Below are 12062 nucleotides of genomic sequence, written 5' to 3' on the forward strand. Positions count from 1 at the left end.
CCGATATTATGCCGCGCGCCGGGCGGGGCAACCACAACTTGCTGTCACAGCAGGCCTTCACACAACAAAGCGGTCTCCAGGCCCTCTGCATGCTTGAAATGATGTGTCCGGAAGCCAAGCGCGTCAGCCGCTTCAACATTGGGCAGGCTGTTGTCAATAAACAGCACGTTTGCTGGCTCCGGATGGTCCATGACCTCCAGGGCGACATGATAGATTTCGGTGCCGGGCTTGATCAGGCCGATCCGGCCAGACACGATCACATCGCGGAACCGTCGCAGGATCTCGAACTCCTGGAGCATTTCGTCCCAAGGATCGGCTGGCATGTTCGTCAGGGCATAGAGCGGCACCTGGCGGGCATCCAGGCGCCGGATCAGTTCGGCGGTACCTTCCACATAGCCGTCGAACATTTCCATCCATCGCCGACCCCAGGCAAGGATTTCAGTTTCGTACTGAGGATATTGCCGGATCAGATCAACGGCATTCTCGGCAAAGCTTGCACCAGCATCATGCCGTGTATGCCACGCCATGTTACAGATATCCGCCAGGAACATTTGACGTTCCTGCGGCGTATCGATGATCTTCGCGTAAAGTCGTGCAGGGTCCCAGTCGAGGACCACATGCCCAAGGTCGAACAGGGCAATTTCAGCAGCCATAGTGCCGCCTTATTGCCTGTTCATGTTCACGTCAGCCCTGCTTTGCTTTGAAGCGGGGGTCAGTTTTATTGATGACGTAAACGCGGCCCTTGCGGCGCACGATCTTACAGTCGCGGTGGCGCGACTTGAGCGATTTGAGAGACGAGCGGACTTTCATGGGCCTAGCCTGTGGATCATAAGGAATTGGAAAGCGGAGCGGGTAATGAATCCGGTAAGAAGAGTCAAGGTTGCACGCTGTCATGAACGTGCGGTTTCAGGAGCTGGAAGAATGGCACAGATTGCGCTGCGGCGCTCACATATCATCGCGGCTGCGGCGATGACCGCGCTGGTTGCCTCCTGTGCCCATAGTCCGGGCCAGGCTGCGCCTCCACCGATCGCCGCGCCAGTACCCGCTCCCGAGACAGGCGCGATCACCTACGCCTCCTCCGGCCATGCCGGAATGGACATTTGGCGCGTAGCGTTCTCTGAAAAAGCACTCGCCGCTGGTCATGATCGCGAGGTCGTCAAATCTGTCCTTACCGGCATATCTCCGCTAGAACTCTGGATTGGATCGTCTTTCCAACCCGCTAAGACAGGGATCGAAGACCAAGCCGAATTCGCCAAGCCGATCTGGGATTATCTGCGCGTGCCGATGAGCAATAGCCGCATAAGCACAGGTGCTTCGCGCCTTGCTGAAAACCCGGCACTTTTCGACTCTCTTGAAGCCGCCTATGGCGTAGACCGCGAAGCCATCGTCGCGATCTGGGGCATGGAAACGAGCTTTGGTGCCGTGAAAGGCAGTTTCGACGCGCCAAACGTCCTGGCCAACATGGCTGTGGAAGGTCGACGCAAGAGCCTCGCTGAGCGTGAACTGCTCTCCCTGATCAAAATTCTCGAACAAGGCGATGCAGAGCGCGACGACCTGATCGCCGGGTGGGCCGGCGCGATGGGCCATACCCAATTCATGCCATCGACCTTCATCGCCTATGCCGAAGATTTTGACGGCGACGGCAAGAAGGATGTCTGGGAGAGTGAGGCTGATGCCCTCGCCTCGACCGCCAATTATCTGGCAAATTCCGGCTACACACTGAATCAGCCTTGGGGCATTGAAGTGCTGGCCCGCACCGGGTTCGATTTCGGACTGGCAGATGGCAATGAACGCCGGATCGAAACATGGGCAACTGAAGGCCTGGTACCTGCACGCGGCGGCACCTTCGAAACAGGCGGAGCCAATTATGCTGAACTCTGGCTGCCAGCCGGTGCGGAAGGCCCGAAATACTTGCTGTTCAACAATTTCAAGGCGTTCAAGACCTACAACAATGCCGATTCCTACGCGTTCGCCGTGGGCCTGTCCGGCGATGCGATGGGAGGCCAGAATGGGCCCATCGCGTCTTGGCCAACACATCTGACACCTCTCACCGTTAGCGAGATCAAGATCCTTCAGGCCGCCCTCAACGCCCAGGGCTTTGACGCAGGCGGCGTGGACGGCATTCCCGGTCGCAAGACCAAGGGCGCGTTGCAAGCATTCCAAAAATCCAGGGGCCTCGTTGCGGACGGCTACCCGACAAAGCAGGCCCTGGCATTGGTCACTGGCGAAGCGAATGTTGGTGTCGCATCCAGCCCGTCCGGCACAAATTGATCAAACTGCGTCGGCTTCCTCATCCGGTTCGCCGACGCCATCCTTCAACCCGAACCGGGCATACAGGATCATGAAACTCAGCAGGCCCGCGCAGAATATGAACGGAAGATGCGGGTTCACATACTCATAGATGAACAAGCCGAAGAAGGGCGTGATGATGAAACCCATTCCATTCGCCGAGATTACGAGACCTGCGACGTTGCCTTGAAGCTGAGGTGAGACGGCCAGTGATGCCCCGCTTGAAAATCCCGGCCGCGCGAGCCCCTGCCCGAGGCCAATGCAGAACTGCGCCAGGATCAAATTTGCATAGTCATTTGCGAAGACCATCAGCAACGCCCCAGCCAGCAAAGGCAGGCAGCCTCCCCACATGAGTGTCTTGTTCTTGAGCTTGAGGCGAGGGATCAACACAAGCTGGGCCAGCAGTACGGCGAGTGCGCCAACGGTAAAGGCCGGCCCGGTAAATTGCGCCGCTTCCTTTCCGGAAACGCCCAGTTTGTCCATTACTGAAAAGACAAAAACCTGCGTCAATACACCGGTCGTCAGCGACAGGCACACGGCGAACACAAGGAAGGGCAATACCGGCCCGGATCGCCAAAGACCCCGCGCACCGGGAATTTCTTCAAACTGGGTCGCATCCGTTACCGGCTCGCGCTCTTCCGGGAGGCGGAACCAGATCAAGGCCGACATGGTAAAGGCAATAACCGCCGTCAGTAGCAAGGGACTCAGCAGGCCAAGCGTTGCCACCAGCGCCGCGGCAAAAGCGGGGCCAATCACCGTGCCAACGCTGAAACCCGATGTGATGAACGCGATTTCGGACTGTCGCTCGGCCTGACTGGTGCGATCAGCAACATAAGCTTGCGCAGCCGGGTTCGTGCCAGAGCCCAGCAACCCAAAAATCGAACGCGACATGGCAAGGCAGGCAAACATCATGAACGTGCCGGTCAGTACGCCAGTCATGGTAAGCCAGCCGGTCAGGAACAGCAGGAGCATGGAGATGCCATATCCCGCAAGTCCCAAGGCGGCGACAGGCCGCCTTCCCCAGCGGTTGGACCGACCACCCCAAAACGGCGACATCAACGACCAGCACAGCGCCGACAATCCAAAGATAGCCCCGGCCATCCAGTCCGGAAGACCAATCTCTCGCGTCAGTGGCGGCAATACGGCGGCAATCAGCATCGTATTGCCAGCCCCGATCGCCATCAATGAGAAGAACAACAGGAAGAAAGCGTTGCGCCGGTCCGGTCTGGACACGTCTGGTGGAATCGTCTGCCCCTCGCTCATTCTCATGTCATCGGCCGGTCTTCTGGAAATGTCCAGCAACAAGAAAATGGTGCCGTAAGGAAAGCCGGGCTTCCGATTTCACGTCAACAAGTGTCAGGTTGAAAAGCGTTTGCATTGGACAATGCCCCACCCTCGTCATAATCTTGCTAAAGGGTTAATCTAAGGAGCTGGGAGTATCTTGGGAAACACACGGGGATATCTCACATGCTGCGGAAACTGATATCGACGCCGGGCCGCCTCGCGCTCGGAACTGCTTTGGCCAGCCTGCTCGTGCTGTCCTCATGCGACCAGCAAGACACAAGGCTCGAACGCGCTCGTGATCTCGCCGAGGCAACTATGGACCAGTTGAGCGGTCGGACCATTGTTGAACCGGACGCTCCGAAACCGCTGGAAGCAGCTGACGTCATGGACCGAGCCATTGCCGGTACGCTGCGCAATGACATGAATTTCGAAACGGCAAGCGCGAGCCCGATGTTTGCGGTCGGATCGATCATTGCCAAGCCACGGGACATCCCCCCTGCTGAAGCCATGGCGGTCGTGGAAGACGATGAAGTCTTCCTGGAAGATCCGGAAGCCTTTGACGAATTTTCCGACGATCCGGTCGAGGCTGAAAGCGCCCCTGCTGCAGAGTCCGATGCCACCGCACCGATCACTTCTGCGCCTGCGCCGTCACGCAGCCTGTCGGTTCAGCCTGCACGCGTCATGCCCAAGGTGAAGCTTGATCCAAAAGCACGAGAAAAAACTCTGCAGGAAATTGACAAGGCATCCAGGCAACTGGAACAGACCGCCGCGAAAGAACCATCGCCAACGGCGCGCACCCGGTCCCTCGATCCCCGTTCCCTGGAATCTGCACCGGTTCAGGAAAAAGTCGCAGCGCGCAAGCTTGCGCGTCGTTCTGTTATCAGTCGTGATGCCATTACAGCGCAACGCGATGCCAATTCCGTAATGCTGGACACATTGTCGAAGTATGGAATGGGCGGCGAAGTGGCCCTGTCTCGCGAGGGGCAGATGGTCATACAAATCGGCGAGGATGGTGGCAGCCCCACTCGGTTCACGCCAGCCGGATCCCCTCGCAACACGATGCAGAATTTCCTCGCCGTCGATGCGAAACTCGAATGCCCAGACAATCCTGATATGGTCACCGTTCAGTCGAGCCCGGTGCTCGCGACAGAATGTATCGTGAAAGACCTGAAAGCGTCTGGTCAGTTCGAATATGTCGAGAAAGACTATATTTTCGAAAACCAGTTCGCTCGTAAACCACGCCCCGACACACCGGCCACCGGAACCGATGTGACCCCGGACGTCATCACCGACACAACCATCACCCCGAATGACCCGCTTTGGGAACTTCAATGGCATTTCCAGAACAATGGTACAGGCGAAGGCGAGTCCGTAGGGGGCTCAAGCTTCCAGGAATTCTGGACCCGTCAGGGCACAGATGGATCAGCAGATGTTGTCGTGGCTGTTGTAGACACCGGCCTGCAACTGGAACACCCCGACATCAAGGATTCCCCCAACATCGCACCGGGTTGGGATATGGTCTCCGATCCACGTATGGGAAATGATGGCGACGGCCGTGACGGCGACCCGAACGATCCGGGCGATCTCTGTGATCCGTCGGTCCCATTTGCAGAAGACACATTTCACGGCACACATGTGGCGGGAACGATTGGCGCAGCCGCGACCAACAATGCCTCAGGGGTCGCGGGCGGGGCGTGGAACGTCAAAATCGTTCCAGTGCGCGCGCTCGGCAAATGTGGTGGACGTCTCTCCGACATCAATGATGCCATCCGGTGGGCAGGCGGCCTGATCCCGGCCGAGGATGCGGAAGGCAACGAGATCTGGAACGACAATCCGGCTGACGTAATCAACCTCTCCATCGGGCTGTTTGAATACTGTCCTGCATCGCTGCAGGATGCGATTGATTCGGTCACTGAGCGTGGTGTGCTGGTCGTCTCGGCAGCCGGCAATGCCCGCGTTGCGACGCAGTATTATGCGCCGGGTGGCTGCGCGAATGTGATCACAGTCGCCGCCGGCGATGCCCGGGGACATATAGCCCCCTATTCCAATTTCGGACCGGAAGTAGATCTCCTCGCCCCTGGTGGAGACCTGACACGGGACGACAATGGGGACGGTCGTCCAGATGGCGTCCTGTCCACCAAGGCTGCAACGAATTGCTATGACCCGGTCACGGGTGAAGCCGTCGAAGACTGCTTCTACGCTTTCGAACAGGGCACATCGATGGCAGCGCCGCATGTCTCAGCAGCACTTGCCCTCCTCAAGGCACGCGATCCTGACGCCACGCCGGAAGAGCTGAAAGCCACCCTGCTCGCTGCATCCAGCCCGCGATCTGCGATGCAATGCTCTGGCTCATGTGCACTCTACCCGGGCACCACTCCGATTGAGGGAAGCCCCGACATGTGCACACGTCCATGCGGTCAAGGCTTGCTCGACCTCGCCATGGTGCCGGAACGGCCGACCGGCGGTGGCGGAGACTGATGCCAAAACGGCGCCCTTCTCCCGTCCATCTCGGCGGGCCGCTTGGCCTTGCAGGGGTCACCCTGCTGGCCAGCGCGGTGGGGTTGGTTATCGTGGGGAGTGATGACCGCAATAGCTCCCAATCACGGCCTGAACAGGACAGCCCCGCCACACAGGCGGCGACCGACCCACGTCCGCCAATCGGCACCGTGGGTGTAGAACAGGTCAAGCCTGCTGCCGTCAGTGGCAGCAGCTCGTCCAGTTCGAGCGGTGCGGAAGTCACCTTTATCGTCCGCCTCAAGGGGCGGTCTGAAGTTGATACGATTGCGCGCAATTTCAAACGCGATCGCGAGACCGCTGATGCGGCATATTCGGATCTCGTAGAAGACATCCCCATCCTGAAGGATTTCCGTCTCGTGGGCGCCAGCTATTCCGGCGAAATCAATCTGGTGTACCAACTGCCCGCCGGTGTCGAGGCGACACGCGGGCGAATTGAAGAAATCCGCCAACAGATATTGTCAATTGATGGCGTCGCCTATGCAGACCCTGACTTCGTAGCTCATCCCGGAGAGGACAAACGCAAATGACATCTATCCGTACCATCCTGATTGTCGGTGGGTGCGCGCTCTCGCTTACCGCATGCGACTTCTTGATTGCGAGAGACCGCGACGAACCAGCACCGGTTGAAACCCAAGAGCCGGAAATTGCTCCTGCAGAAGAAGCTACGCTCGTTCCAGATCAACCTGACGGTCCGGTGATGGTCGCCAGCACTGCAACAATCGACTGGGACGCTGCACGAGCAGATCTTGCTGCCACACCCAGCGAGCAGCGCGAGACGAGTTTCCAGGTGGAATCCGGCGGCACCGCGCCGCCCGTACCGGTCTTGCTTCCAACCGGCATCGTCGTGCCACAGGGCGCCGAGAGTGGCATCCGCTTTCAACCCATGTCGGACGGCTATTTCGCTGCCTATCCCGGCATAGACTATGACATTGTCGTCAATGGCACGAATGAAGTCATTGGAGTTGATACCACCAATGCCCAAGACGATACGCCCGTCCTGACCTACACGCCAACGATGAGTGGAGCACAAGTCTCGTTCTCTCGTTATGGCGCAGACTACCTCGTGGAATTTGAATGCAAATCCATCAAGGGAGGTGAAGCCGACTGCATCACGGAGCAAGAAGCTCTCGATGTGACCAACAAGCTAGTAATTGCGGGGACGCGTTGATGAAACCAACACGATTGCTGCTGCTGGCGAGCGCAGCCCTCATGCTGTCCGCCTGCGACTTTGTCAGATTTCCGGGAGATGGCGGACCAAGTCCGACAACGCCGGATGCGGGGCCTGCTGTACCGCCCGGAGCGCCCGGACCTCCGCCGCCGTCTGCGCCGGTCGACAATCCCTATGGGGCAGACGGTGAGGACACACCAACGGACCCTGCGGATGATGCGGAAGATACAGCCAACTCGCCTGATACGGATGATCTCGGGGACGGACCTGATCCAGTAGACGCCGACAACCCCGCTACCGATCCGATTGATGTCGACACCCCCACCGACGACATTCCCGACGTCGACACACCAGATACTGATCCCGCGACAACTCCTGAAGATGATGACGCTTCGGACCAGGACACCAACCCTGAAACGGATGCTAACACCGATACGGACACGGATACCGAAACACCGGGCGACACGCTTGATGACACGGACATTCCGGCTGAAGATATCAGTGATGATGATGGCGACGACGCTGCCAGCCTGCCCGACCCTGTTGAGCCGGTCGAACCAACCTTCAGCTATTTTGAAGCCGGAGCGCTTCTGCCTGGCTCAGGCCAAGGTGCACCGGAGCAGATTGCATACGCACCTGATCTTGTATTTCCTATCGCGGATGCACCAACTTACCTACAGTCCCAAGTGTTCAGCTTTGGCGGGGGTGTCGCGGGGGGCGACCAGTGCGATTCCCGCAACTACGCCTATCCATGGCGGGACAATTTCTGCGAAGTACGCAGCGCCAATCGGACCTCTCCTTACTGCCCCCAACCCAAGGTCCACCAGGGGCAGGACATTCGGGTCGGCACACCACAGGAATGCAATACACTGCGCAGGACAGCTGCCAGTGACCGCACCCTGCACAAGGTTGTCGCCGTGTCTGATGGTGTCATCTCACACGTTGGCACTTACAGCGTGAATCTGCGCGCAGGCGGACGTATCTTCAAATACATGCACATGAACATGGACAAGCTGCAGGTAAAGGCGGGGGACCCAGTCGAGGCCGGCCAGCATATTGGGTATGTCTCGAATGATTTCGGCGGCACGCCCACAACGTTTCACCTTCATTTCGAAATCACACAAAATGATGGTGGTGCGGGCTGGGTTCACGTCCCGCCATATCTCTCGCTGGCTCAGGCTTATGAGCGTCGGGAAGGCGGTCCTGGTGAGGTAGTTGAAGCCGGAAATGTCGGCGTCGCTACCACGCCATTCGTAATCCCCGAGGGCATGGAAATCATCGAGTGATCCGGAATCAGGCCGGCTTGAAGGTCAGCGCAACGCCATTGTTGCAATACCGCAAGCCGGTGGGTTCCGGCCCATCCTCGAATACATGCCCCTGATGGCCCAGGCATTGGGCGCAGTGGTATTCCGTGCGCACATAAATCAGCTTGCGATCAGGTTTGGTTCCCATGGCGCCCGGCAAGACATCATAGAAGCTCGGCCAGCCCGTGCCGGAATCGAATTTGGTGTCCGATGAAAACAGGGCGAGGTCACACCCGGCGCAATGATAGGTACCTGTGCGGGCCTCCTTGTTCAGGTCCGATGTAAAGGGACGCTCGGTACCCTCTTCCCGCATAACGCCGTAGGCGGCCGCGCTCAAGCGCGCACGCCAGTCATCATTGGTAAGTCGGCGCCATTCGGAATCAGCATATTGCTCCTCATTATCGGCGTTTTCAGCGTCTGCTGCTTCCGATGTAGAATTGATGGAACAGGCGGCAAGGCCCAGTGAAGCGGCGCCGGACAGGAGCAGCGAGCGTCGGGAAATCGTGTGGGTCATGCGGTTCATACGCGGGACCATACCGAAAGGTTCAGTCCCGCACGACACACAAGCGCGTGAGCATCATGTCAGCCAGCTTCCTCGACCCAGACTTCACCGTCGAGGTCCTCCAGCTTGCCCTGCAGGTGAGCGCGGACATCTGCGACAGCCTGATTGTAGACGGCCGGACCGAGCGTCGTCAGCATCAGGTCGACGATGTCATCTGCCCGAAAATCGCTGAGGCGCTCGTCAAATTCGGTTGCAAACAGAGTTTGCAAATGGCCACGCAACGTCGCGCGACGCTCCTCGGTCAGTTCAAGCGCCTTCATCCTCATCTCCCTTGGGCAGGTTCCGCCCGAAGTTAACTGCCCCAGAATCCTGGCCCGCATCAATGATGGCCTTGCGGATTGAACGGGCGCGATTGAACTCGTTGAAAAGCGTTTCTCCGTCGCCCCAACGGATCGCGCGTTGCAGCGCGGCAAGATCCTCGGAAAACCGGCCAAGGCACTCAAGTACGGCGTCCTTGTTGTTCAGGAAAACATCGCGCCACATGACAGGGTCGGAGGCGGCGATACGGGTGAAATCCCTGAAACCACCAGCAGAATACTTCACGACTTCGCCCTGCTCGACGGTCTCCATATCGAACGCGGTTGCAACGATGTTGAACGCAATCAGGTGTGGCAGGTGCGAAGTGATCGCGAGGACCCGGTCGTGCCGCGCTGCATCCATCGTTTCAACCGTTGCGCCAAGTTGCGTCCAGAACGCCTCCAGCGTCGATACAGCAGCGTCGTAATTGTCGTCCCCGTCTGCCAGGGGTGTCAGAATGTGCCAGGCATTCTGGAACAGGGTCGGAAAGCCCGCCTCCGGACCGGATTGCTCCGTACCGGCAATGGGGTGGCCCGGGATAATGTGCACGCGGCCATCGGCGGCGGCCGCAAGCGCTTCGGTGGCTTGGCCTTTCACTGAGCCCACATCGGTCAGGACGGCTCCTGCCTTCATCAGCGGCACAGCGTCCGCAGCAACGGCCTGCAAGGCACCGACGGGGACACAGAGGAACACGCAATCTGCCTCTGCCACAGCAGTGGCAAGATTGTCCGCGACATCCCCCAACGCAATTCCAGCGGCGCGCAGGCGCACATCTTCGCTGGAATCATAAAGGCTCACAGTCCCAGCCGCGCCGTACTGCACAGCCGCCCTCGCGATGGACGCGCCGATGAGGCCGGCGCCAATGATGGCGATCTTGTTGAAGACGGGTTCGGTCATGGTGTTCCTGCAGTCAGATTTCGCCCGTTCTGGTGCGGAATACGGCGACCAACGTCAAGGCCTTCATGCCCCTGCAACCATCTACCGCAGATGACACCAACCAAGCGGTCCTTACATAGGTATGGAAAGTGCCGGTAAAGGTCTGACCAAGCATCCGGCTCAAAGAGGTCCAGAATCATGAGCCACCCCTCCCCCATCATTTCCGGTATCCGTCAGCGATGCGGCCAGTGCGGCGAAGGCAAATTGTACAGCTCCTACCTGAAGCTCAACGAATCCTGCCCCGTTTGCGGACGTGACATGACGGCGGCCGATACAGCAGACGGCCCGGCCTTTTTCGTAGGTTTCGGTGTGCTGCTATTGCTGGCGCCGTTTCTGTTCCTGTTGCCGATGAGTCCGCTGCCCCTGGTGCCGATGGTCATTGCCTTCATCGCGCTATGTGCGGCCGTGATTGGACTGTGCTTGTGGTTGTTACCGGTTGCAAAAGGCGTGTTGCTGAACCTTCAGCTCCACCATGGCGCTGAACAGGCAAGCTTCAAGTCGGAAGACCAGAACTAGCCGGACACAGCCTGTTCGTCGCGCTCACCGGTGCGAATCCGGATAATGCTGTCGAGATCGTAGATGAAGATCTTGCCGTCACCGATTGTGCCCGTATTGGCGGCCTGCGTGATGGCCTCGGCGTAGCGCTCGGCCGAGGCGTCAGGGCAGGCGACTTCCACTTTGACCTTGGGCAGGAGGCGCACTTCGTATTCCGCGCCGCGATAAACTTCGGTTTTGCCAAGCTGGCGACCATAGCCGCGCACTTCCGATACGGTCAGTCCTGTCGCGCCAGCTTCGGACAGCGCGTCAATCACCGCATCCAATCGGCTCGGCTTGAAGATGGCTGTTACGAGTTTCATGGCACGCAATCCTTTGATCTGTAATGCGAATTAGGAGTTTCTAAACTACCGAGGCGCGCGTAGCGGCGTCAATGGCTTTCGCGACCATTGCTTGTCGCAGGCCGCGCCAGACGCACTTTTTCGGTCACTGGTGCTGTAGCGCCGCCTCCAGGAGAGGCATAAAGGCGTTTCACTGCCTCCACCAACACCACGCCACCGAGCCCCGGCGCGAGCATTCGGCCCATCACTTCCCAGCCTTCGGCCCCCGAACTCACCAAAGGTGTCGCCATTGGCGGCATGTAAAGCGCACTACTGGACGCTGTAACCTGAAACAGCCCGATCGAAAGCAGATTCATGAGCTGGGCGCGTGTCCAGGGGCGGCCTTGGCCAAACGGCGTCTTGGTCGCGCGCGACCACAAGCCGGACCGGTTGGACGCCGCCAATACAATACGACCCTCTGGAGCCGTTATCCGCCAGATTTCCCGCAAATAGGCTCGCGGATTGCCCGATTCCTCGATCCCATGCAGCACGATCACACGATCAAACATGCCGTCCGGAAAGGGCAGCCGAACATCGCCTATGGCGACCGCCGCATTGCCGCGACCGAACGGGTCCCATGAGACAGGTCCATGATCGAGCGGGATACCTGCCACGCTGCGCCCCGGCGCAGCACCAAAGGCCTCGAGCACCGGAATGGCGTATCCCAGACCCAGCAGAGAGAGGCCGCGCGCATCTCCCCAGAGATCCGTCAGCTTGCCGGACAGGATGCGCGTCGCTGCCTGCCCCAAAGGCGAGGCATAGAAACGTTGCAAGGTGACGGCATCCTGACGCATGAAGTGGCCTGTGCTAGTCTGGTCTGCAGGAGACGC

Annotated in this window: 14 protein-coding genes; 6 read left to right on the top strand and 8 right to left on the bottom strand. The window is 59.0% G+C overall.

Annotation, left to right across the window (positions count from 1 at the left end):
* Positions 1 to 44: 44 nt before the first annotated feature.
* Both CFA77_RS15660 and ykgO read right to left on the bottom strand, forming a co-directional pair.
* Positions 45 to 653 (bottom strand): HAD family phosphatase, encoded by a 609-nt coding sequence (locus tag CFA77_RS15660; protein WP_206991486.1) that lies wholly within the window; start codon positions 651 to 653, stop codon positions 45 to 47.
* 31 nt (positions 654 to 684) lie between these two features.
* Positions 685 to 810, bottom strand: coding sequence for a type B 50S ribosomal protein L36 (ykgO, locus tag CFA77_RS15665; RefSeq protein WP_011648318.1), 126 nt, complete (start codon positions 808 to 810; stop codon positions 685 to 687).
* Positions 811 to 921: 111 nt separating this feature from the next.
* Here ykgO and CFA77_RS15670 point away from each other — a divergent pair, with 111 nt between their 5' ends.
* Positions 922 to 2271, top strand: coding sequence for a lytic murein transglycosylase (locus CFA77_RS15670; RefSeq protein WP_242517414.1), 1350 nt, complete (start codon positions 922 to 924; stop codon positions 2269 to 2271).
* Here CFA77_RS15670 and CFA77_RS15675 read toward each other — a convergent pair whose 3' ends face one another.
* On the bottom strand, positions 2272 to 3552 hold the full coding sequence (locus CFA77_RS15675) for an MFS transporter (protein ID WP_206991487.1): 1281 nt from the start codon (positions 3550 to 3552) through the stop codon (positions 2272 to 2274).
* A 204-nt stretch (positions 3553 to 3756) separates the two neighbouring features.
* On the opposite strand from CFA77_RS15675, the gene CFA77_RS15680 reads away from it, so the two are divergent.
* Genes CFA77_RS15680 through CFA77_RS15695 form a run of 4 tightly spaced genes read left to right on the top strand, consistent with a single transcriptional unit; the run spans position 3757 to position 8544 of the window.
* On the top strand, positions 3757 to 6051 hold the full coding sequence (locus tag CFA77_RS15680) for a S8 family peptidase (RefSeq protein WP_206991488.1): 2295 nt from the start codon (positions 3757 to 3759) through the stop codon (positions 6049 to 6051).
* Positions 6051 to 6617, top strand: coding sequence for a hypothetical protein (locus CFA77_RS15685; RefSeq protein WP_206991489.1), 567 nt, complete (start codon positions 6051 to 6053; stop codon positions 6615 to 6617). The genes CFA77_RS15680 and CFA77_RS15685 overlap by 1 nt, the downstream gene beginning before the upstream one ends.
* Positions 6614 to 7258, top strand: a complete 645-nt coding sequence (locus CFA77_RS15690; RefSeq protein ID WP_051607814.1) for a hypothetical protein — start codon at positions 6614 to 6616, stop codon at positions 7256 to 7258. The genes CFA77_RS15685 and CFA77_RS15690 overlap by 4 nt, the downstream gene beginning before the upstream one ends.
* Positions 7258 to 8544, top strand: coding sequence for a M23 family metallopeptidase (locus CFA77_RS15695; RefSeq protein WP_206991490.1), 1287 nt, complete (start codon positions 7258 to 7260; stop codon positions 8542 to 8544). Before CFA77_RS15690 ends, CFA77_RS15695 begins: the two co-directional genes overlap by 1 nt.
* A 7-nt stretch (positions 8545 to 8551) precedes the next feature.
* Here CFA77_RS15695 and msrB read toward each other — a convergent pair whose 3' ends face one another.
* From msrB to CFA77_RS15710, 3 genes are all read right to left on the bottom strand, one after another.
* A complete protein-coding gene (msrB, locus tag CFA77_RS15700) occupies positions 8552 to 9076 on the bottom strand; it encodes a peptide-methionine (R)-S-oxide reductase MsrB (protein WP_206991491.1) in 525 nt (174 codons plus the stop codon).
* Between the two features lie 68 nt (positions 9077 to 9144).
* Entirely contained in the window at positions 9145 to 9384 is a 240-nt protein-coding gene (locus tag CFA77_RS15705) for a DUF2164 domain-containing protein (protein WP_206991492.1), read from the bottom strand.
* The gene (locus CFA77_RS15710; RefSeq protein ID WP_206991493.1) at positions 9371 to 10318 is read right to left on the bottom strand and encodes a prephenate/arogenate dehydrogenase family protein; all 948 of its coding nucleotides are present in this window, start codon (positions 10316 to 10318) and stop codon (positions 9371 to 9373) included. Before CFA77_RS15710 ends, CFA77_RS15705 begins: the two co-directional genes overlap by 14 nt.
* A gap of 177 nt (positions 10319 to 10495) precedes the next feature.
* Between CFA77_RS15710 and CFA77_RS15715 the strand changes: the two genes are divergently transcribed.
* A complete protein-coding gene (locus tag CFA77_RS15715) occupies positions 10496 to 10873 on the top strand; it encodes a DUF983 domain-containing protein (RefSeq protein WP_206991494.1) in 378 nt (125 codons plus the stop codon).
* On the opposite strand, the gene CFA77_RS15720 is transcribed toward CFA77_RS15715, so the two are convergent.
* Both CFA77_RS15720 and CFA77_RS15725 read right to left on the bottom strand, forming a co-directional pair.
* Entirely contained in the window at positions 10870 to 11214 is a 345-nt protein-coding gene (locus CFA77_RS15720) for a P-II family nitrogen regulator (RefSeq protein ID WP_034814880.1), read from the bottom strand. The two genes, CFA77_RS15715 and CFA77_RS15720, sit on opposite strands and share 4 nt — an antisense overlap.
* A gap of 68 nt (positions 11215 to 11282) precedes the next feature.
* Complete coding sequence (locus CFA77_RS15725; protein ID WP_206991495.1) at positions 11283 to 12026, bottom strand: class I SAM-dependent methyltransferase; 744 nt, start codon at positions 12024 to 12026, stop codon at positions 11283 to 11285.
* Between the last annotated feature and the right edge of the window lie 36 nt (positions 12027 to 12062).

It is taken from the genome of Hyphomonas sp. KY3 (assembly GCF_017309975.1).
Taxonomy (GTDB): Bacteria; Pseudomonadota; Alphaproteobacteria; order Caulobacterales; family Hyphomonadaceae; genus Hyphomonas.

Bases quoted from the DNA above. Each gene is read 5' to 3' on its own strand.
- CFA77_RS15660 (WP_206991486.1), bottom strand. From the start codon at position 653: ATGGCTGCTGAAATTGCCCTGTTCGACCTTGGGCATGTGGTCCTCGAC.
- ykgO (WP_011648318.1), bottom strand. From the start codon at position 810: ATGAAAGTCCGCTCGTCTCTCAAATCGCTCAAGTCGCGCCACCGCGAC.
- CFA77_RS15670 (WP_242517414.1), top strand. From the start codon at position 922: ATGGCACAGATTGCGCTGCGGCGCTCACATATCATCGCGGCTGCGGCG.
- CFA77_RS15675 (WP_206991487.1), bottom strand. From the start codon at position 3,552: ATGAGCGAGGGGCAGACGATTCCACCAGACGTGTCCAGACCGGACCGG.
- CFA77_RS15680 (WP_206991488.1), top strand. From the start codon at position 3,757: ATGCTGCGGAAACTGATATCGACGCCGGGCCGCCTCGCGCTCGGAACT.
- CFA77_RS15685 (WP_206991489.1), top strand. From the start codon at position 6,051: ATGCCAAAACGGCGCCCTTCTCCCGTCCATCTCGGCGGGCCGCTTGGC.
- CFA77_RS15690 (WP_051607814.1), top strand. From the start codon at position 6,614: ATGACATCTATCCGTACCATCCTGATTGTCGGTGGGTGCGCGCTCTCG.
- CFA77_RS15695 (WP_206991490.1), top strand. From the start codon at position 7,258: ATGAAACCAACACGATTGCTGCTGCTGGCGAGCGCAGCCCTCATGCTG.
- msrB (WP_206991491.1), bottom strand. From the start codon at position 9,076: ATGACCCACACGATTTCCCGACGCTCGCTGCTCCTGTCCGGCGCCGCT.
- CFA77_RS15705 (WP_206991492.1), bottom strand. From the start codon at position 9,384: ATGAAGGCGCTTGAACTGACCGAGGAGCGTCGCGCGACGTTGCGTGGC.
- CFA77_RS15710 (WP_206991493.1), bottom strand. From the start codon at position 10,318: ATGACCGAACCCGTCTTCAACAAGATCGCCATCATTGGCGCCGGCCTC.
- CFA77_RS15715 (WP_206991494.1), top strand. From the start codon at position 10,496: ATGAGCCACCCCTCCCCCATCATTTCCGGTATCCGTCAGCGATGCGGC.
- CFA77_RS15720 (WP_034814880.1), bottom strand. From the start codon at position 11,214: ATGAAACTCGTAACAGCCATCTTCAAGCCGAGCCGATTGGATGCGGTG.
- CFA77_RS15725 (WP_206991495.1), bottom strand. From the start codon at position 12,026: ATGCGTCAGGATGCCGTCACCTTGCAACGTTTCTATGCCTCGCCTTTG.